This is a genomic window from Propionivibrio soli (genome assembly GCF_025770765.1).
GTDB classification, from domain to species: domain Bacteria; phylum Pseudomonadota; class Gammaproteobacteria; order Burkholderiales; family Rhodocyclaceae; genus Propionivibrio; species Propionivibrio soli.
In genome coordinates this window covers 1-20073 of sequence record NZ_JANZKY010000004.1, presented here as the reverse complement: position 1 = coordinate 20073, position 20073 = coordinate 1, and the positions used below count along the sequence as shown (strand labels likewise).

At 57.8% G+C, this 20073-nt stretch carries 22 protein-coding genes; 11 read left to right on the top strand and 11 right to left on the bottom strand.

Annotated elements, in window-relative coordinates; translation table 11 throughout:
• Positions 1–32 precede the first annotated feature (32 nt).
• The 3 genes from NZ453_RS05290 to NZ453_RS05280 all read right to left on the bottom strand — a co-directional run bounded on the left by NZ453_RS05290 (position 33) and on the right by NZ453_RS05280 (position 2381).
• A complete protein-coding gene (locus NZ453_RS05290) occupies positions 33–944 on the bottom strand; it encodes a DMT family transporter (RefSeq protein ID WP_263769376.1) in 912 nt (303 codons plus the stop codon).
• A gap of 188 nt (positions 945–1132) precedes the next feature.
• Entirely contained in the window at positions 1133–1684 is a 552-nt protein-coding gene (locus NZ453_RS05285; RefSeq protein ID WP_263769374.1) for a P-loop nucleotide/nucleoside kinase family protein, read from the bottom strand.
• 112 nt (positions 1685–1796) lie between these two features.
• On the bottom strand, positions 1797–2381 hold the full coding sequence (locus NZ453_RS05280; protein ID WP_263769373.1) for a histidine phosphatase family protein: 585 nt from the start codon (positions 2379–2381) through the stop codon (positions 1797–1799).
• Positions 2382–3358: 977 nt separating this feature from the next.
• Here NZ453_RS05280 and NZ453_RS05275 point away from each other — a divergent pair.
• The 4 genes from NZ453_RS05275 to NZ453_RS05260 all read left to right on the top strand — a co-directional run bounded on the left by NZ453_RS05275 (position 3359) and on the right by NZ453_RS05260 (position 6439).
• Positions 3359–3874 carry a hypothetical protein gene (locus NZ453_RS05275; protein WP_263769372.1) on the top strand — a complete coding sequence of 172 codons (516 nt, stop codon included), beginning with the start codon at positions 3359–3361 and terminating at the stop codon, positions 3872–3874.
• A 27-nt stretch (positions 3875–3901) separates the two neighbouring features.
• A complete protein-coding gene (locus NZ453_RS05270; RefSeq protein WP_263769371.1) occupies positions 3902–4579 on the top strand; it encodes an HD domain-containing protein in 678 nt (225 codons plus the stop codon).
• Between the two features lie 108 nt (positions 4580–4687).
• Entirely contained in the window at positions 4688–5872 is a 1185-nt protein-coding gene (locus tag NZ453_RS05265) for a sensor domain-containing phosphodiesterase (RefSeq protein WP_263769369.1), read from the top strand.
• Between the two features lie 189 nt (positions 5873–6061).
• A complete protein-coding gene (locus tag NZ453_RS05260; RefSeq protein ID WP_263769368.1) occupies positions 6062–6439 on the top strand; it encodes a hypothetical protein in 378 nt (125 codons plus the stop codon).
• An 87-nt stretch (positions 6440–6526) separates the two neighbouring features.
• On the opposite strand, the gene NZ453_RS05255 is transcribed toward NZ453_RS05260, so the two are convergent.
• From NZ453_RS05255 to NZ453_RS05230, 6 genes are all read right to left on the bottom strand, one after another.
• Positions 6527–6991, bottom strand: a complete 465-nt coding sequence (locus NZ453_RS05255; protein ID WP_263769367.1) for a hypothetical protein — start codon at positions 6989–6991, stop codon at positions 6527–6529.
• 420 nt (positions 6992–7411) lie between these two features.
• The gene (locus NZ453_RS05250; RefSeq protein ID WP_263769366.1) at positions 7412–7579 is read right to left on the bottom strand and encodes a hypothetical protein; all 168 of its coding nucleotides are present in this window, start codon (positions 7577–7579) and stop codon (positions 7412–7414) included.
• 204 nt (positions 7580–7783) lie between these two features.
• Positions 7784–8299, bottom strand: a complete 516-nt coding sequence (locus tag NZ453_RS05245; protein WP_263769365.1) for a hypothetical protein — start codon at positions 8297–8299, stop codon at positions 7784–7786.
• 278 nt (positions 8300–8577) lie between these two features.
• Positions 8578–9162, bottom strand: a complete 585-nt coding sequence (locus tag NZ453_RS05240; RefSeq protein ID WP_263769364.1) for a nitroreductase family protein — start codon at positions 9160–9162, stop codon at positions 8578–8580.
• Between the two features lie 106 nt (positions 9163–9268).
• The gene (locus NZ453_RS05235; protein ID WP_263769363.1) at positions 9269–10225 is read right to left on the bottom strand and encodes a DMT family transporter; all 957 of its coding nucleotides are present in this window, start codon (positions 10223–10225) and stop codon (positions 9269–9271) included.
• A 505-nt stretch (positions 10226–10730) separates the two neighbouring features.
• Positions 10731–11348, bottom strand: coding sequence for a GNAT family N-acetyltransferase (locus NZ453_RS05230; RefSeq protein ID WP_263769362.1), 618 nt, complete (start codon positions 11346–11348; stop codon positions 10731–10733).
• A 715-nt stretch (positions 11349–12063) separates the two neighbouring features.
• Here NZ453_RS05230 and NZ453_RS05225 point away from each other — a divergent pair.
• Together NZ453_RS05225 and NZ453_RS05220 are read left to right on the top strand one after the other, a co-directional pair.
• Positions 12064–12207, top strand: coding sequence for a hypothetical protein (locus NZ453_RS05225; protein ID WP_263769361.1), 144 nt, complete (start codon positions 12064–12066; stop codon positions 12205–12207).
• 41 nt (positions 12208–12248) lie between these two features.
• Positions 12249–13399 (top strand): IS3 family transposase gene (locus NZ453_RS05220; protein ID WP_263769360.1). Its coding sequence is split into 2 segments (ribosomal slippage): positions 12249–12486 and positions 12486–13399, totalling 1152 coding nucleotides; the frame shifts between segments, so codons are not numbered across the junction.
• A gap of 189 nt (positions 13400–13588) precedes the next feature.
• Here the strand turns inward: NZ453_RS05220 and NZ453_RS05215 are convergent.
• Positions 13589–14479: a LysR substrate-binding domain-containing protein gene (locus tag NZ453_RS05215; RefSeq protein WP_263769359.1), complete on the bottom strand. Its 891-nt coding sequence runs from the start codon at positions 14477–14479 to the stop codon at positions 13589–13591.
• Between the two features lie 184 nt (positions 14480–14663).
• Between NZ453_RS05215 and NZ453_RS05210 the strand changes: the two genes are divergently transcribed.
• From NZ453_RS05210 to NZ453_RS05190, 5 genes are read left to right on the top strand one after another with little or no spacing between them, the layout of a single operon-like run.
• On the top strand, positions 14664–15428 hold the full coding sequence (locus tag NZ453_RS05210) for an ABC transporter permease (protein ID WP_263769358.1): 765 nt from the start codon (positions 14664–14666) through the stop codon (positions 15426–15428).
• A complete protein-coding gene (locus NZ453_RS05205; protein WP_263769357.1) occupies positions 15425–16453 on the top strand; it encodes an ABC transporter ATP-binding protein in 1029 nt (342 codons plus the stop codon). Before NZ453_RS05210 ends, NZ453_RS05205 begins: the two co-directional genes overlap by 4 nt.
• A gap of 22 nt (positions 16454–16475) precedes the next feature.
• Positions 16476–17561: an extracellular solute-binding protein gene (locus tag NZ453_RS05200; RefSeq protein WP_263769356.1), complete on the top strand. Its 1086-nt coding sequence runs from the start codon at positions 16476–16478 to the stop codon at positions 17559–17561.
• Between the two features lie 12 nt (positions 17562–17573).
• Positions 17574–18383, top strand: coding sequence for an ABC transporter permease (locus NZ453_RS05195; protein WP_263769354.1), 810 nt, complete (start codon positions 17574–17576; stop codon positions 18381–18383).
• Positions 18346–18900, top strand: coding sequence for a TIGR00725 family protein (locus NZ453_RS05190; RefSeq protein WP_263769352.1), 555 nt, complete (start codon positions 18346–18348; stop codon positions 18898–18900). Before NZ453_RS05195 ends, NZ453_RS05190 begins: the two co-directional genes overlap by 38 nt.
• Before the next feature lie 262 nt (positions 18901–19162).
• Here the strand turns inward: NZ453_RS05190 and NZ453_RS05185 are convergent.
• On the bottom strand, positions 19163–20073 hold a 911-nt coding region (locus tag NZ453_RS05185; RefSeq protein WP_263769351.1), incomplete at its 5' end, for a methyl-accepting chemotaxis protein.

The window sequence follows — 20073 nt, the reverse complement described above, 5'->3', positions numbered from 1 at the left end:
TCGAGAGGGGCTTGGAGGGCGGCCGAAGAGCGTCAGTCGGCCGGTTGGGCCAAGGCGGGGGAGGCTTTGGGACGGTACTGGCTGAGTCCGACGCCAACGAAAACCAGCATCGCAGCCAGCATCTGTCGCGTATTGAGCGTTTCGTCGAGCAACAGTACGGCGATCAGCAGCGAGAAAAGTGGAATCAAATTGACGAATGCGGATGCTTGGCTCGCCGGCAGCCGACTCACGCCGAAGTTATACAAGCCGTAGGCGCCGACGGTGACGATGACCCCAAGGTAGACCACGGCGACGATCCCCGTGCGACTGACCGCCAAGGGCACGGGCTCGCTCAGAAGCGCCAGCGCCAGGAAAAACGGGACACCGACGAAGGCTTGCATGGCGGTAAGGACGAAAGCCGAATAGCGGGTCGAAAGGTATTTCACGGAGAGCACGTAGCCGGTCGCGCACACCATTGCGAAGAACTCGAAGAAGTTGCCGAGGATCGGTGCCGGTGCATGTTCATCCGCGGAGCCCGACAGGCTGAGCCACACAACACCGCCCACCGCGGTCAGAAAACCGATCAGGCTCGCGCGGCTGATGCGTTCGCCGAGCAGTCCATACGCGGCGACGGCCACCAGCAGAGGCAGCAGGGCCGTTACCATCCCGGCTTGCGCGGCGCTCGTATTCTGCAAGGCAAGGGCTTCAAAAACGAAGTAAAGGCAAGGTTCGCTGACAGCGAGCCCGAGCAGATATTTCCAATCGCCTGTACGGTAGTCAATCCGACCGCGCCAGCGCCAGGCCGCTATGAAAACAAGGCTTCCGAGCGCCATTCGGCCGAAGATGACCCACATCGGGCTGACCTCGGCGAACGCGATCTTGAGGGCGACGAACGAACTTCCCCAGATCGCCATCGCAAGTACCAGACAAACGATGGCTTGCGCCCGCGCCTTCGCTTCCTGCACGACATCTCCTTTCAGAATCTTGGGAGTATAGGCCTCAAAGGCTTGCGAACGGAATGGTGAATGGCGACACGCCGCATAGCTGTGCGCCCGTCGGCGCTTTCATGCTGTGCTCCGGACGTTCTAACGAGGCCGCAAAACGGCCGGCTAAAGCAGCGTTGCGCACTATGCCAGCCGAGTCAGAAACAGAATCAAGCTTCGGCAATGCGCTCCAGCAATCTCGTCAACGCGTCGTCAATCGAGCACCCCTCCGTATCAACAACGAGACGAGGGGAGGACCACGGATGACATTCGCGCGATGCAACGGCATCCCACGTTGGCAAGGCCAAACCCTCGATGTCGCTTGTTCGGCACTCGACGCGGCGTCTGTGCTCCTGCGTGTCGTTACAAACGACTTCGATGTCCAGGAACTCGGCGTCGGCGGCGCGTGCGACGTTTTGCCATTCACGGCGCGTGAGATCGACCGGGTTGCACGAGTCGGCCACGACACTAAATCCAAGGTTCAAGTTGTCCGCCGCTAGGCGATACGCGAGGCGGTAGCCTTCGCCTTGAACGTTTACAGCGCAAAGATCCCGTAGCGCCTGCTCGATGGTGTCGATGCGTAGGTAAAAGGCGCCGAGGCGTTGTGACAGGGCGCGAGCCAGAGTCGTTTTTCCCGTTCCCGGAAGGCCGGAAAAAATGTACAGCATTGGGGGCTTGTTCAAGGCGTTGGCATCCGACATGGCGAACGTATGGTATTCCACGAGGTAGCACGAGGCGAACCCAAACTCCCATGAAGGAGTCTGTGCGAGAACCTAGATCGCTGTATGTCGCCCCACGTTAAATGCAAAAAAATCAATATGTTTAGAACTTAACTTAAAGTTCATCAAAAGGTTTCCACCAACAAAAAGCCCGCGGTGGTTCAAGTTGGAATGCATAGTAGTTGCCGCCGCCATTCGGGGGCTGGTCCCAACGCCGGGAAATCGGTTCGCCGGCGAGATGGCAGTAGAGAAGCGTACCCACGGCACCATGCGAAACGATGGCAATTGCGCCTTGCGTGTGATCCTCGGTCGCAATGCCGCGAGCGGCGTCGATAATACGCCGTTGCGCGTTGCGTGCCGTTTCCCAGCCGCGCACCGAATCTTCTGACTGAGCAAAAAATTGGTCGGCGACCGCTTCGAACTCGTCAGGCGGGAGAAAACCCGTCGCGGAGCGGTCGTTTTCTCCCAAGTCATGAACTTGCGAGAAGTGCAGCCCCGTGTGTGCGGCGAGAATCTCAGCGCCATCAATAGCCTTCTGCTCGGTACTGGAGTAAATCGCGGACAGTTCGCTTATCCATGGTTGCCTCAGGCCGGCCGTCATGCGCCTACGCCCCGTTTCCGACAAAGGCCAGCGCGGTACCGGCACGTCGCGGCTGACGACAACATTCGGATGAGTAATGAAATAGAACATTCGCGGCATCTGTGTTCGTCCGTTTCACATGAATAGATGAAAAGGTGTTCGGTCTCGTGCGGCTCTAGGGCTATCACATGTAGGCAACGTGCGATAAGCCGTCGGCCGACAGGAATTGAGTGGGGCTGTTTCCGGGGAGCAACAACCTTCCTGCCCAACGATGGCGACAATTGCGCCATCAATGCAAATGCAGTTTTAGCAAGGAAGGCGCCACTCTGCGATTTCTGCAGCAACTGACACGGGCTCCCACTCTCCGCCTAACAGATTGCTGTTCTCAAGGATCGATAGCGAGGGGGCGGAGGAAACAAAAACCGTAACCTCCGACCTGCGTTTCGGTCTTATGTTTCAAGCTCGGGGCGTGCTTCCATCAACGCGTATTTCGGGTGAGAGGTCGTGAAGTGCGTGCAGTCAAAGGCACCTTTACTGCCGAGGCCCACTGGATGTCCATCGGAGAATGGGATGTAATGCCCCTCTTATGCAACTTACAAAACCTTGAACTAACTTTAATACTGACACTCAATACATTGAATTAAAATATTTTACTTGGTTCGCCTAGGGGTGCGAAGCATCCTCCGAACTCCGGCAAAATGAATAGGTAAGACATGAACAGACTTTATTCCGAGCTGCAAAGATTGTATTTCCTCGGCGAACCGAGGTACCGAGAACGGGGGACGACGCGAAACAGAGAAAACCATGAGATTGCGGCGTCCGATATCCTGACCGCCGAGATTTTCGAAAGAGGCTTGGCTGGTAACGTGGAAATCGCTGTTGTTCCCACGGCCGCTAACGGTCTGGCGAGGATGCTTGCCATCCGCTTCAACACACAATGCGGTTGGAAGCCGGCGGCCGAGCTTTGCGAAAAGATCCGTAACGATCTTCATTTGCCTGAGCCGGCCGTCTCTGTATCGGGTGAAGGCGGTTTTCTTGTCTGGTTGTCGTTTTTCGAACCCTTGCCCGCAGAGGACATATCGCGTTTTGCGCACGCATTGCTGCGCAGCCTCGAACCGGGTGGGACGCCCGGAAAAGCTCTTCGCGATCCGCACTCCAACAGCACCGGATTGCCGGAGCTTGATTCGGTGCCCTTGGTACCGGCATTCCATTCCGCCACAGCCCGGTGGTCCGCTTTTATCGATTCCTCTCTCGGCAGCCTCTTCGTCGACGAGCCGGGGTTAGGGATGGCCCCCGACCCGGACAAACAAGCCGACCTGCTGAGTGGGTTGGAGAGCATCCGTACCGAGGACTTTCGTCGTGCGATCAAGATGCTCGGCGTTTATCCACTTGGGATGGGAAATGCAGAGACTGAAAACTCGCCCTCATCAGCAAATCTGTCCCAATTCAACAAAACCGAAGCGGAGAATTGCGTTGCGTTGAGCGTTGCTGCGTCCTTCGACGACCCCAAGAGTTTCTTGTTGGCGGTAATGAATGATCCGGCTGCGGATCCAATTCTGCGCGTCGAAGCCGCCAAGGCGTTGCTGCCGTATTTCGAGAAGCGCGGCTCTTGATCGAGGAATGGGTGGAGGATGCCGGGCATGGAAAAGGAAACGAATCTGATCGGTAGAGTGGCCGAAAGCATCAAGGAGCGTTTTGCAAGCGAGAGTTCCGGCCACGATTGGCACCACATCCAACGGGTGTGGCGGCAAGCACGCAAGATTGCCGAGCAGGAGGGCGCCGATCTCGAAGTCGCGGAACTTGGGGCGCTCGTTCATGACATTGCCGACTGGAAGTTCCACGGCGGCGACGAGACAGTCGGGCCGCGCGAAGCAGAACGCTTGCTGAGGCAGGAAGGCGCGTCGGACAGCACTGTCGAGCACGTCGTTGAAATCGTGGCAACGATTTCATTCAAGGGCGCGGGCGTGACGACGCACATGCGCACGCTTGAAGGCCAATGCGTGCAAGACGCCGACCGCCTCGACGCCCTCGGTGCCATCGGCATCGCGCGATGCTTCGCCTACGGCGGCCACGCCGGACGGCAAATCTATGACCCCGATATTCCACCCGTGCTGCATGCGACGGCGGAAGCTTACAAGTCGGCCAGGGGGACGAGCCTCAATCATTTTTACGAAAAGCTCTTCCTGCTGCGCGAACGGATGAACACCCCCACTGGCCGCGCCATCGCGGAAGCACGCCACCGTTATATGGAGGGCTTCGTCGCGCAGTTTCTTCGCGAATGGAACGGCGGAGAAGGTGAGCCGAATTGCCCAAAGTGAGGAGGCAGTAACAAAACGTCGTTGCGCCGGGCACCGATTTCGCCGTGCCTTCAAGCTGAACAAAAAACCCGCCGAGGGTTCCAACGGTTCTTTCTTCGGTGGAAAAAGATGACAACGGCTAAGTCATCACCCAACCAAATCGTCGTCGAGACGCTACGTTCGGTGCGTACGCTACTTGGGATGGAAGTCGCATTCGTCGCCGAGATTCGGGACGGTCGCCGCATATTCCGTTACATCGATTCCGATTGGGAGGGCATTCCGATCACTGTCGGCGGCTCCGACCCCGTCGAAGACAGCTATTGCCAACGCGTGCTGGACGGCCGCCTCCCCGAACTGATACGCGATGCAACGAAAATCCCGGAAGCGCTCAAGCTGCCCGCGACGCTCGCCGTACCCGTTGGTGCCCACCTGAGCGTGCCCATCACGCTCAGTGATGGTCACGTTTACGGCACGTACTGCTGCTTCAGCCGCCAGGCGGACGAAACGCTGAACGAGCGGGACATTCGCGCCATGCGCCTTTTTGCGGACATCACCGGTAAGTTGCTGGAAAAGCTGCTCGAAGAGGAACGTGCTCGCGACGAAGCGGCGGCGCGCATCCGCGCCACGCTGGACAACGATCTTTTCGCGATGGTGTACCAGTCGATTTTCAACGTCGTCGAGCAGCGCATCGTAGGCCACGAGGCGCTGGCCCGGTTTTCGGCCGAGCCTATTCGTACGCCGGATGTCTGGTTCAACGAGGCAGCCATTGTCGGACTCCAGGAAGCGCTTGAGCTTGCAGCCATCCGTAAGGCATTGCCCGCGCTAGAGCATTTTCCTAGCGACACTTACCTGTCGCTGAACGTTTCTCCGGAAACCATCCTCAGAGGCACACTCACATCGGTACTTGATGGGTATCCGAAAGAACGTTTGGTGCTGGAAGTCACTGAGCATGTTTCGGTCAAGGATTACTCGTTGATCGCGGTAGCGCTCCAATCGATGCGCCAGGAGGGGCTGCGCCTCGCGGTGGACGATGCGGGAGCAGGGTTCGCGAGCTTTCGGCATATCCTGAAACTGAAGCCCGACATGATCAAACTCGACAGCAGCCTTATCCGTCAAATCGATTCCAATTCCGGATGCCGAGCGTTGGCGGCGGCAATCGTTCGCTTTGCCGAAGAGACCGGAAGCAAGGTCGTTGCCGAGGGCGTCGAAACGGCCGAAGAACTGGACGCTTTGCGCGAACTGAAAGTGAACAATGTCCAAGGTTTTCTCCTCGGACGACCCGCGCCGCTTTCCGCTGGACGGCTCGGTCGCTGATCCCTGACGGGATCCCAGGCAAGAGCGCGAGGACAATTGATGCGCTCTGCGATCTCCATCAAAAAGTGGTCGTTTTACCGGCCGTCTCGTACCTTTTTACAAACCTTACTCGGTTTGACGCTGCTTAACCCACGATAAAACCGGTTCGCAGGAAAATGCCGCTTCCATAGTCATATCGAGGAAAGCGGTGTGGAAAGCAATCTCAAATCCATCGTGTCGGCATTGCTGCTGATAACTGGCGGGGCGTTCTGCGGCTTTGGCGCCCAAGCGCACGGCAACGAACCCGGCTGCCCACCCGAAGGTCGACCGATGGAAGGACGGCCTCCTGGGCCGCCGCCGGGGGCGATCGAGGCTTGCGTTGGGAAAACTGCCGCGGAGGGGTGTTCGGTGACGATGCCCGATGGCAAGACGCTTTCCGGGACGTGCGAGACACTACCTCCGCCGCCTCCATCACACAGCGGAGCGCAGGGCGCCTCCGCCCAGGCTAAAGCGCCGCTCGCTTGCCGGCCAAGCGATATGCCGCCGCCTCCCGGTGAAAAAAGAAATCCGGAACGCGAAGCCAAGTAATGTCCGGAGAGCTTTCAACCATTGCGGGGTTAAGGCCCTCCGTGTTTCTCGCCGATTTACACAACACGGGGGCCAGTGTGGTGAAACTTACGCCTTCAACATATGGCCTGTCTCGAGGTAATGGTTGAGCTTTCGTTCCAGGATAGCCATCTTTTCGGCAAAGGCTTCCGGCTTGATTGCGATGACGAGCGCGTCGCCTTCGTCGTTCAAACCCGTCAAAGTCTGCCTCCATATCCAAGTGCTTTTGCCTCCTGCTGCGCCCTGAAGCCGTATCGAATAGTGAATCGCGCGCAGTGCATTGATACGAACGAATTCGATGGCTTGCGAAGGTTCATACCGCGAGACAACCCACGTGTCGTCGGGGCCGTCCTGCGGAAACCAGGTCTGGAAAACGCAGCCGAGCTCGGCCTTGCCCGACTCGGAGAAAACGAGACGGCAATCCCAAATGTCGATCCACTCATATTCCCGGACCGGGCATAGCAATGGAAAGACGGCCTCCGGGGTACCCGTGACGTCCATGGTGTATTCGAGCGTGTTTCGAGCGCGATTCATTGGCTGACCTCCTTTATGCAATGTGAAACAGGCCGCAAGCTGCGGAGAACAAACAGCCTAAGGAGTGAAGCCGTAGTCAGGTCAACAACGACTTACTGCAGGGCCCGTCGTTGCCACGCCGCGTGCAAATGCTGGGCGAGTTGCGTTGACTCAGCGCCGACCGAACTCGAGCAAAAGTGAAGAGGAGGGTGCGGCAAAGCGAGTTTCATCGCCTCAAGCCGCGGCCGGCTAGAGGAGCGTCAAGGTGTGGGGCCGCCCGCTGCGCGCTGGAAAGATGTGGCAGCGATTATCGCCATTGGGATCACTGGGCATCACGTTGCCGTTGGCGTTGCTTTAGCGCGAACGCTCCCCCGGCGTCACCGACGGGGCAACGCGGTGTTTATGAAGGGAGAAACTGCGCAGAGTGTCCGCGCGGCGAGGTTATTCGGACCAGTTCTCCTGGTCTGCCACCGCGTCGTCGAGCAGCTTGTCAAAATCGGCGTCGTCGCCGGGCAAGTCCTCGGTGTCGAGTTCGGCCTCATCGAGGTCAAGCGGATCGTCCGGAAGATCGTCGATGTCTTCGGGTGTGCGGGTCTTCGGTTTCGTCATGGAAGCTCTCCCAGTCACACAAGGTTGTGCCAGCGAACCCAGTATAAGCAGGCGCGCGAAAAAGGGCTACATCGGATTTCGTCCGGTTCTAACTTGGCGCTACGAATGGCGAAGCCACTAAGAGCGGGGTTACCAAGACGCAGAATCGAGGGAATTGGCCCCTGTCAGAAAGCCGCTGGATAACCGGGCCTTTTTAGTACTGACTCACTGATTCAGGCACTGTTTGAAGCGTTCCACCTCGGCTTGGCACGTGGATTCGTTGTGGCTCTCATAAAAATCCAGCGCCGTTCCATCAATGAGCCGTACCCGAGCGTAGTAATAAGGGTGGCCGTCCGAATCGAAAGAATCGACGACGCCGACGGCTGCCACGTTGGTTTGAGGGACCATGCGGGTACGCCGCCTGAACGGAAAAATCAAATCGATCTCCAATGTTCCGGGCTCGACCCTTATTTCTGTGACTGACTGCCGACAGGCGAACCGAACGAAGACGAAACAACCGAGCCAGAAGAGCGCCAACAGTATCCGGATGACCTCACTGCTTCCCGCCGCCTCGACGTCCCTCAGAAAATACAACACCGAAATCGCGACGACGGCTGCGGCGAACACGGCGGCAAATCCCCAGACAAATGCGGCTGTGCGGTTGCGAAACCGCCCCTCAGGCGCATTTCCTCGACTATCGAAGGTTGCCTGCCCAGCCGTGTCGACGAGATCTGCCATCATGTGCGTACCAATCCTCAGAGGAATGAAACCGGGAAGCGGAAAGTGCCGAGAGGCTCAGTCCGCATCCTCGAAGGTACGCGCTATGTATGAAGGTTTTATGGCACGGTGGCATCTATAAAAGACTGGCCTGACGCAATCGTGCGAAGGGTGGCTTGATTTCGCAGGCGGCCATGGCGCCGACCATTCCCACTCTCGGCGCAAAAAAAACTCCACGAAGGCGACCTGCACTACCGGGCCAGTTTTCTAGGTGTAAACGGCCGCTTGGCTTGCTCGTTCCCTTAGGCTGGATATCCCACGCTCTGGGCGAGAACGATGCGGTGATGCTTGTCGAAGTCGAGCGCCACCCCAAGAGCTTGCCGGTCGATCGAGCCTCGGGCGACAGTAGCCAAGCCAATGGAGGTGCAGTAGAGATACACGTTTTGCACGCAAAAGCCTGCATCGATGGCGCTGTAGATTAGTTGCTGCTCCAACGTCAGGTCGGGCATCTTATTCAAATCGGCGACGAACACGAGATTCACTGGCGCCGTTGCTACAAAATCCTGCTTACCGGCGAGATGGCGGAGGTCGCCGCGTTTGGTCGTCACCAGGACATGGCCGTCGATGTCGTAGCGATAAACGGCTTCTGCCGTAATCAGGTAGACGTCGATCTCCCGTCGGCTGCGGCCGTTCGGTACGGTGAGCTTGCCGCTTTCCGGCCGATTGACGCCGATCGCCGCCCACAGGAGGTCGGCAAGAATCTGGTCGGACAGGGGCTCAGCGCTGAACTCCCGTCTCGATTCCCTGTCGCGTAAGACTTCCATCAGCGGCTTGCCGCCGAACATTTGCGGCGAGGGGAGGGGAAGATATTCTTGTTTGGAATCCATCGTTGTTTTTCTCGTAGGGAAGGCGATCGGATGACTATCGCTAAATGGGAGAGACTACCTCCGAACTCCGTTATGCCATGAGTGTAGCCGGAAGAAAATCTCGTATTTACTTTAAAAAAGAATCTTTATTATTTGATTTTAAATACCTACGTTGCTTCTCAAACTTGCCTCGGTTGCGCGTTATATACACGCCGGCGAACACGAACACGGCCCCGAGCGTCTGCAAAATACCGAACTCTTCACCGAGCACGAAGTAGGCAGAAACGACAGCGAAAACCGGCGAGACATTGTTGAAAATCGCTACGCGGGAGGTCCCGAGAACACCCGTTCCCCATATCCACAGGAAGTTGCAAATACAAAGCGCCAATATCCCAGAAAACAGCACGCTACCCCAGGCGGCGGCGGGAACTTCGAACCAGCGCACGGAGAGGGTTTCCGGCAGGGCGAAGATGGCCAGCAACAAAGTCGTGAAACCCATCAGGCCGGCAGTGATTTGATAGGTCGAATAGCGCGCCTGGAATTCCTTGGAGAACACGGTGTAGTACGCATATCCAAGCTGCGAGAGCATCACGAAAACCGTGCCGAGGAAATGGTGGCCCGCTAGGCTGAACTCCTTCCCCGTCCCAACGACGATCAGGGCCACGCCAGAAACCGAACAGACGATGCCAAGCACGACGGCTCGGGTAATGGTTTCGAGTCCGAACAGCTTGTTGAGCAACAGGACGCCGACGGGCAGCAGACACATGATAAAAGAGGCGTTGCCCGCAGCCGTACGCTGCAGCCCCTCGGTGAAAAATACCTGGAATGTAAAGAACCCCAATGCGCTAACCCGGAACAGCTTCCACACGTCTGCTCGGCTGGGGCGCCGGTACGTACCCGACAGCCAGAGCGCGATGAGGCCCACAATGGTGGCCACGACCAGACGGCCCAAGTTATAGGCTTGGGGCGGAAGCCACTGCAGCCCGATCTTGATAACCACCGGATTGAAGCCCCACACCATCGCGACGAAGAGCAGGATGAACTCGGCGCTGACGGAGCGGGAAGAGGAGATTGGTGTATTCACTTGTTTTTCTGCTAACTCAGCGGGGAGCCGCATTACGGCCCCTGGGGATCTTGGCATTTACATCCTCGCCTTGGCCGAGCATCCGCCATTATCCGCCATTGGCGCCGGCCCGCCTACAAGCTTCCTGATCGAGACATTGCCGACCAGACCAATCTATTGGCCCTAAACGCCGCTATTGAGGCTGTCCGCGCGCAGAGAGATTTGACACGGTTACTGGCGTCACGCGCGCAAACGAGAAGACCGCCGAAATGGTCTCGCTCGCCAAGAACCGGGCGCTCGATGGGGCAAGTCGTACAAGGGAAAAAAGTGTTCAGCGGTGGCCAAGATAGCCGAATCGTATTGACCGCCCGAGGGATCGAACAAACTATGCGGCGTCTGGAGAATCCGACCGACGGTCGAGACGATTCGGATGGAGTAAAAGGCAAAAACAGACGAAATTTGCAACGCCTTTTAAATTACCCGGTAAGCGCATAATTTGTATTATGTAAAGTCTAGTAGACGAGGCCTAGCCGGCTGGATTAGCGCGCTTCTCCAGATAGGTGATGGATACCGCCGGAGAGAGCGACTTGGTTTGGGCGATTCGGTAGCCAGCCCGTTGATAGAGCCGAAGGTTGCTTTCACTCTTGCTTCCGGTGAAAAGCTCAAATCGGGTAACCGCCGGGAACTGCCCTTCAATGGCCCTTAGTAGTCGTGAGCCGATACCTCGACGTTGAAAGGCAGGGTGCACTATGAGACGACCAACCTCGCAGAGGCCATCGTGACACCTGGCGCGAACAGACCCCACAAGCTGACCTTCGGCAATCGCCTTCAGAATGATGCCGGCGGAAAACTCTTCGAGTAACGCCTCGAGCGTTTGCGTGATCGGCGGAATCGACCAGTCGTTGTAGAGGGCCGCTTCTGATTGAAAGGCGAGCCTCTGGAGAGCCAGGATCGCAGGGGCATCTTGGGGTAAGGCGCGTTCAATCGTTAGCATGTTCAGCCCTGTACCGTAGTTCACTTGAATACTCGCGAAGAAAGGCTTGCTTATCTGGCAAGGGTTCCGTGGTTTGCGGCGGTGGCAGATCCATGAATGAGAAATGACCGGCACCCGCCGTGACGCGAACATCGACGGCTTGCCAATCACGCATGGCCTGCACCAACCATTCCGTTTGAGCTGGCGGTGTGATGTCATCTCCGGAACCGACCCAGGCCAAAATTGGAACGCGCACGGCATCGAGTGCCCCAGGCGCTTTGAAGAATCCGATGGGTGGCGCCAACAGGGCCAGCCGAGTTATTCGACTGTCCGGCGCGATCTTGACGCGCTGGCCAGGCGCTAACCACATCTGCGCTCCCGCTAGAGCAACAAGAGTACTTGCGCCAATAGAGTGCCCTACCCCTACGGCTGGCGTGCCGGGTAGAGCGAATGCGTCGAGTGCGAGAGACAAGCGCCTCGCCCGGAGAGTCATGTTGGCTTCGCTAGGAACGGGCGAAGTGAGTCGGTCGAAATGTGGTGCAACGACCGTGTAACCCGATTCAGCCAGGGCGTCCAAAAGCGTCGCGTGACGTTCCGGCAGGCCCCCTGCGCCCACCGAAAAAAGCACAACTCGGGAAGCTTTCTTGGCTTCGTGTACAGAGACTGTGAATGATTCAGCCCCATCTCGCAGGGTTTGCGTCTGCATTAAGGGCTTGCTCCTTGAGTGAGTCGATGCCGACAGAGAAAGCGTGCAAGCTCAGCTGACAGCAGACCGCGAAGCGGACTGGGGCAGATCGGATGCAACGACGGGTAGCCGGCAGGTTGCTCATACACTGCCCTCGCGCTCCACCACGAGGATCCGTGCCTCACCACGGGGATGAGCGACGTGCTCACACCCGATCTGAGCAAAGAAAATGTCGCCAACGCGAAGCGTGACGATGCTTTCGACACCTGCCTCGCGGTAATGCATATCGACGATGCCATCGAGAACGGCGAAGACCTCTTCACTGAATCGCCCCGGAATCTGTAGACACCGTTGAGCCTTACACTTGAGGCAACCAGGGAGGTGTCATGAGCGGCAAGCGTTACACGGATGAATTCAAGATTGAGGCGGTCAAGCAGGTGACCGATCGAGGGCACGCGGTGGCCGATCTGGCGGAACGGCTGGGTGTATCCCAGCACAGCCTGTACCAGTGGATGAAGCAGTTCGGTGTGCCGGAAGCGCAACGGACTGAAACCCGCAGTCAGCAGGAAGAAATCCGGCGGTTGAAGTCGGAGTTGCGGCGCGTCACCGAAGAGCGCGACATCCTAAAAAAGGCCGCGGCGTACTTTGCCAAGGAGTCCCGGTAAGGTACGCCTTCATTCGTTCCCATGAAGAGCAGCATGCCGTGCGGACGATGTGTCGGGTGATGAAGGTGCATCCGAGCGGCTACTACGCTTGGCGTACATCGCCGATGTCTGCGCGGCAGAGGGAAGATCGGCGCCTAGTCGGACTCATCAAGCAGTTCTGGCTGGAAAGCGGCGGTGTGTATGGCTACCGCAAGATCACCGACGATCTGCGCGAGGTCGGTGAATCCTGCGGCAAGCATCGCGTCTATCGCCTGATGCGCGTGGCGAAGCTGCGCTCGCACACGGGTTATCGTCGGCGTCCCGGCCAGCGCTACGGGCGTCCAGCGGTGATCGCACCGAATCACGTTCAGCAGGAATTCGACGTCGCCGAGCCGAATCAGGTCTGGGTGACGGACATTACTTACATCCGCACCTACGAAGGCTGGCTCTACTTGGGTGTCGTGCTCGACCTCTTCTCGCGGCGGGTCATCGGTTGGTCGATGCACTCTCGCATCGATCGCGAGTTGGCGATCAATGCGCTACTGATGGCGGTGTGCCGCCGGCAACCAAAGCAGGAGGTCATCGTGCATTCAGATCAGGGCAGCCAGTTCAGCAGTCACGACTGGCAGTCCTTCCTGAAGGTCCACAACCTAGTCCCGAGCATGAGCCGGCGCAGCAACTGTTACGACAACGCGGTTGCAGAGAGCTTCTTCCAGCTACTGAAACGGGAGCGGATTCGACGACGAATCTATGCCGACCGCGAAGAAGCGAGGCGGGATGTCTTCGACTACATCGAGATGTTCTACAACCCGAAGCGTCGTCACTCGTATGCAGACGGGCTTTCTCCGGTACAGTTCGAACAGCAGTATTTCAACCGGCTCGAAAGTGTCTAGGGAAGCCGGGGCGATTCAGAGTACTGCCTAAACCATTGGGTTAAGCGGTCGTTCAGTTGGTTCAATCCACCAATGGCAGCAATCCCTGGGAGACTGTCTTTAGGATCAAATACGGCCAAAGTCCTCTTTGGCCAACGCGATGAAATGATCCAGTGAAAATCCAGGAAGGAAAACTCCCCTGGCTATAGATCAACCCCGTCCGAGTCTGCGGATGGCCGCTCGCTCTCCGATATGCCCCTCTGTCAGAATCCATTCTCGGAACGCCGCGAAAACGGAACGCTCACCTTTCTCTGAGGCAAAGCACAGATAGTGGCCTTGATCGCCATCGACCGGATTGCCTATGGCCACCAACCGCCCATCTTGCAGTTCATCTTCGACCAGGATTTTCGGAACCAGGGCCGCACCCAAACCACTTAAGGCCGCCTGAATGATGGCCGCGTATTGGGCAAAGCGCGGGCCGGAAAGCGTCTGCAATGCATCGAGGTCATGGTGGGACGCCCACTTACGCCAGACTGTCGGCGCTTCAACGTGGTGAAGAAGTGTCGCGTCCATCAACATGGTTTGCGGATCGGTAGGAGACGTTCTGTCATGGCCCCCGGGCGCAATGACGCAGACGAACTCCCGCCCCGCGATATAGTCAGCGACGACGTTCGGCCAGTCTCCCGATCCATAGCGAATTGAAGCGTCAATGTCGTGCGGTTGAGTTTCTCCACGATCGAGATGTCGGCGAAAACTGAATGTCACTCCCGGGTAATGTCGGCGAAACTCGCCCAGTCGCGGGATCAGCCATTTGGTCAAGAACGTCGGGACGCTCGCCAGGGTTAGCACACCGCTGCTCAATCCCGCAGCGCGCACCTCGAATGTCGCCGACTCGATGGCACGCAAACTCGGGGAAATCTTGTTCCAATACTCCCTCCCGATGGCCGTGAGCCTCACACCCCGGCCTTGCTTTTCAAACAACGGTTTTCCGACAAAGGTTTCCAACGAGGCAAGCTGTTTGCTAATAGCACCGACCGATACGCACAATGCGCCGGCGGCGCGTGTCAGGCTCTCGAAGCTTGCCACTGCGTCAAAAGCCATTAGTTCCTGGATGGTCGGGCACGAGCGTTTCATGAACGCAGTATGGCTAATACTTTCCAATTACTCAACAAATCAACCGAAGATTTCACGCGTTCACGCAGATTCCTGAAACATTCCCGGCATAGAATCACGCATCGCTCCTAAGTTGGAGCGTCTTGCAGATGTCATCATCCGGAGCAAATGCGTGATTCGCGGAATTTCGATCATTTACGGCATCTATCTATTACTGCCGATCGCCCTCCTGATCGTCGGCAGCTTCGGCAGCACGTGGACGAACACATTGCTGCCTTCCGGCACAACCGCCCGCTGGTATGTTGAACTCTGGGTCGACCCATCGTTCCGCAAGGCGTTCGTCGCAAGCCTCACTGTTGCTGTCAGCGCCTGCGTGATCAACACGATCATCGCTGTGCCACTCGCCTATGCGCTCTACCACCGTGCCGGCCAACGCGGTAGTATCGCGGCCCGATTAGTGAGCGCAATGCCTGTGGCCGTTCCGACGATCACGCTCGGTTTTGGCTACATCATCGTTTTCAATACCGACTACGCGCCGTGGCTTGGAACCCTTCCATTGCTGATCGCGGCCCACGCCGTCCATACGCTCCCCTACCTCACCAACACGTTGCTGACCGATCTGCGGCACCTCGCACTTGATCGGCTTGAAGCGGCCGCGGCGACCCTCGGTGCGTCGCCGTGGCAGCAGTTTATTGGCATCGTCGTTCCGAATTTGCGACAAAGCCTCATCAGTGGATTGGTAATGGTGGCGGCTATCTCGGTCGGCGAGTTCGGCCTATCGAATCTATTGACGAGTTTCCAGAACCGCACCTATCCGGTGGTCCTTTTGCAGGCCTTCTATGGGGCAACCGGGTTCGCGTGTGCGGCGACGGTGATTCTCTTGTTACTGGCCTGCGCTTCCGCCTTCATTTCTTCCTCTGTCATCAAGAAATCATGAGTCTTCTCCTCGATCACATTACGTACACCTATCCGGGCACGACGCATGGCCTGCATGACGTATCCCTGAGAGTCGATACGGGGGAGCTCGTGGCGGTTATCGGTCCGAGCGGATCAGGCAAATCGACGCTGCTCAAACTCGTTGCTGGCCTCGAAACCGGCCACACCGGTTCGATTCTGCTCAATGGCGAGAATGTCGCCGGCAAGCCGATGCATCAGCGCAATATCGGTATGGTCTTCCAGCAATATGCTCTGTTCCCTCATCTGAGCGTGGTCGATAACGTGGCCTATGGTTTGAAGCTGCGCAAGGTGCCGCTCAATGAGAGACAGAATCGTGCACGGGACCTGCTTGCACTGACGGGGCTTGCAGAATATGCCGAGCGTTCGATCTCCAGACTTTCCGGTGGACAACAGCAGCGAGTCGCTTTGGCGCGCGCACTCGCCATCGACCCGCTGGCGCTGTTGCTGGACGAGCCGTTGGCGGCACTTGATGCCAGTATTCGCGGCCATCTGCGCGACCAGATTCGCACGATACAGAAGCGGTTCAACGCTACGACGCTGCTGGTTACACACGACCAGGAAGAAGCGCTGACCATGGCCGACAAGGTCGCTGTGCTCAAGGATGGCCGACTCCTTCAGTTCTCCACCCCCGAGGAAATCTATCGGGCACCAGCGAACAAAGCCGTGGCGGAGTTTGTTGGCCTTTCAACGATCTTGCCGGCCACCGTGATCGCTCGTGATCTGATTGACGCCGGTTTCGCTCGACTTGCCACTGCGACGGGGCACCGCCAGGTGGGCCAGTCCGTCTTCGCGTTGATCCGGCCTGAGAACATTGTGCCGACGCCCTCCAGCGACGCGACTAACCGCATCTCGGGGCATATCGGAACGCAACGATACCTGGGATCAATCTACCGCTACGACTTCTTGGCCGATGGCGCTGCACTACCGCTACTCGTCGAATCTCATCAGATTGCGGGCAACGCCATCGCCCTTCCACCTGAGCACATCACCTTGCTCGACAGCTAACTACTACTCACAAGGAGGTCACATGAAACGCAGAGAACTTATCAAATCGGCTGCCGCGCTGGCGATGGCGACGCTCTCGTTCGCGAGTGGCGTTGCCGTGGCGTTCGACGGCCCGGAGCTTTACGCGGGAGAGAAAGCGCTATACGAAGCGGCACAGAAGGAGGGACTTGTCGTTTCCTTCGACACCGGTCCGGAGTGGGCCAACTGGAAATCCTTGTTCCGCGATTTCAAGAAGCGCTACCCGGATATCGAAATCACCTACAACGACATCGGCTCCGCAGCAACGGTTGTCTCGCTTGAGAAAAGCCGGCGTCGTCCCCAAGCCGACACCGCCTACTATTTCGCAGCGTCCGGTGTTGATGCCGTCAAGAAGGACGTTGTCGAATCGTTCAAGCCCATCAATTTCGACAAGCTACCCACGGTGTTCCGCGAAGAGTCGGGCAAATGGTTCACGATTCATACGCTGAACGTCGCCTTCTTGGTTAACACAAGGCTCGTCAAGAACGTGCCGACGAGTTGGGCTGATCTGCTCAAGCCGGAATACAAAAGTTCGGTCGTTTACCTGGACCCACGTTCGACCGGCATCGGGCAGGTCCTGACCTTCGCCGCGGCGTTCGCCAACGGCGGCAGCATCGATAACGTCAAACCGGGCACGGACTATCTGGGCAAACTGCAAGCTGCCGGCAACGTCTTGCGCGTTGAAGGAACGACCCCCTACGCCAAGTTCCTCAAGGGCGAAATCCCGATCTGGATCAGCTACGAAAACGACGGGCTGAAGGCCAAATACGTTGACGGCATGGGCGACGCGGTCTCGGTAGTCATTCCTAAGGAAGCCAGTGCGGCCGCACCTTATGCCATCAGTCTCGTCAAGAATGCCCCGAATCCTAACTCCGGTAAACTCTGGCTCAACTTCATCATGAGCGAGATCGGCCAGGGCCTTTTTGCACAAGGTTATGTCCGCCCAGCGGTTCCTGGCACCAAACTGTCAGACGACGTCAAGTCGAAGCTGCCGGAAGCGCCACAGATCCGCCCGCTTGACGTGGTCAAGGCCGCCGAACAGAAGGCCGAGGTCGACCGCTTGTGGTCGCAGGCCGTGCTCGGAAAATAGGCTGGGCGCGCAATGAAAAAGCACGGGGCTTGGCTGGCGTGGCTGTTCATGCTGATGTTCTTCACCCTACCGTTGCTGGCGCTGGTGCCGGAAGCGTTCTCGGACGGTGGATCGGCATTCGGGCGCGTGTTCGGGGATTCGCTGTTCGTGGCGGCGACCCGCAACACGGTGATCCTCGGGCTGGTGGCCGGAGCCGTTTCCGCACTCGTCGGAACGGCCATTGCCATCGAGATCGCGCGGCAACCGGCACACCATCGCCAATGGATGCTTACCGTGCTTGGCTTGCCGCTCGCATTCTCCGGACTTGTGATCGCCTATGGATTCATCCTTTGCTTCGGGCGCGCCGGTTTCGTCACGCAGATCGTGGCGTTTGCCGGCGCGGATCCTGCAGAAGTTGGGTCCTGGATCTACAGCGTCGGCGGTCTGGGGTTTGCATACGCGTATTACCTGATTCCACGGGTTGCTTTGTCGCTGTATCCGGTATTCGCCAACTTTGACAATGCCCCCACCCTGGCAGCGCGTACGCTCGGTGCGTCGCGCCTGCGCGCCTTCATCGATACGGTCATTCCGGAGGTGGCGCCCTCAGTCCTTTCGGCAGGGTGCCTCGTTGCGGCACTGGCGATGGGGACCTACGGGACCGCACTGGCGCTTGTCGGTACGCAACTAAACATTCTTCCCCTACTGCTCCTCGCCAAGGTGAGCGATGGCGGTACGGATTTTTCTGCAGCCGCCGCCATGTCGTTAGTTCTCATGGCTATCTGCGTCCTTGTCCTAGGAATCGGCGATGTCATCACCAACCGACGCGAACGTAAAACGCACTGAAAAAATCGCACGCTTGCAGGCGCATCAGTCGGGTCGTCACCGGCTTCAGCAGCCAGTGGGAATTATCGGGCCAGGCGACGGAGGTCCGCATGAAACCGGCGCGGCACACCAAGTTGCCGCCGTTCTGGCGCAGGCGGGATTTGCGGTGATTTGTGGCGGACGCGGCGGCGTTATGGCAGCGGCGGCGCAGGGAGCAACGGAAGCTGGGGGAATAGCCATCGGCGTTCTTCCCGAAGAAGATGCCCGTTCGGCAAATCCGTACCTCTCCGTTGCTATTCCGACGGGCATGGGGGAAATCCGCAACGCCATCATCGCACGCAGCAGCTTGTGCCTCGTGGCCATAGGCGGCAACATGGGCACGATCTCGGAGAAGGCGCTTGGCCTCAAATGGGGAAAAGACGTGTTCGCCATCTTCGAGGACGTCCATTTGCCCGGAGCGAAAGTCGCGAATTGTGTCGATCAACTCGTCGACGATGTCGTGGACTGGCTGGTCGGTCAAATCGAACGGCGGGGTTAAAAGATTGGTTGGCACTGGATGATGGATCCGAGCATGATGAGCATCGGTGATGACTACCAAGGCGCAGCGGGTTGAACGGATCGCAGATGTCCGAAGAGAGTAAGTTGAAATACTAATATCGAGACTCTACGAAACCAGGCCGGCTAAACGGGACCGATAACCCGTGCTTCGCTGACATAGATTTGAAAGCTGTCGGTGGCCAGCTCTAGCCGAACTGCTGACGAATGGCTGGCGAAATGTGGATGGGCATTTTCGCTCCACGCTAGAGTCGGTAAGCGCGGACGATGTGTTGCATTTCTGTCGCGAGGTTGTCGAGATCCTTGGCTACCTGCGCGCTATTGTCGGCGGCCGCGCTGCTCTCTTCGGACATCTGAGCGATCCGTTCGACCTGCTGCGCGATGGTCGTCATCGCCGAAGCTTGTTCGCGAATGGCGGAAGAGATTTCTTGAACCATTTCCACCGCATTCCTGCTTCCGATCCCGATCTGGTTAATCGCTTCGTTCGCTTTGCTGGCAGAGTCGACGCCACGCCCAACTTCGGCAACGACGCTTTCCATCCTCATGGCCACTTCGTCGGCTCCGGTTCGCATGGACTCAATCGTTTTTGATATTTCCTGAGTTGACGCGGACGTTCGTTCAGCGAGTTTACGCACTTCGTCGGCAACAACCGCGAATCCCCGTCCTTGTTCTCCGGCTCGAGCCGCCTCAATGGCCGCATTCAGAGCAAGAAGATTGGTCTGGTCAGCTACCTCTTTGATTACGGCGACAACGCTAGAGATTCGTTGACTGTTTTCGACCAATTCGCGTATGCGATCAGCCGCCTGATGGACTGTGTCGGAAATCTTGTTGATGTCGTCTACCGTCTTGCCAATGATCGACTCCCCTGATGCGGCCAAAGTCCCGGACTGGGTGGACAGGCGGTCTGCCTCGCTCGCGCGATCACCGACGTGGTTGATGCTGACGGTCATTTGTTCGACCGTGGCGGCCATGTTCGCCGCTGACTCACTTTGCTGATGCGACGCGATGGCTACTTGTCCTGAGGTAGCTGCCATCTGGTTCGCAGAATGGGCAACCGAGGCCGAGCGTTCCAGAATCGTCTTGAGGTTGCCCTGCAATTTATCGATAAGGCGGTTCAGCGCTTGCGCCGTCAAACCAATTTCATCTTCTCTCAACA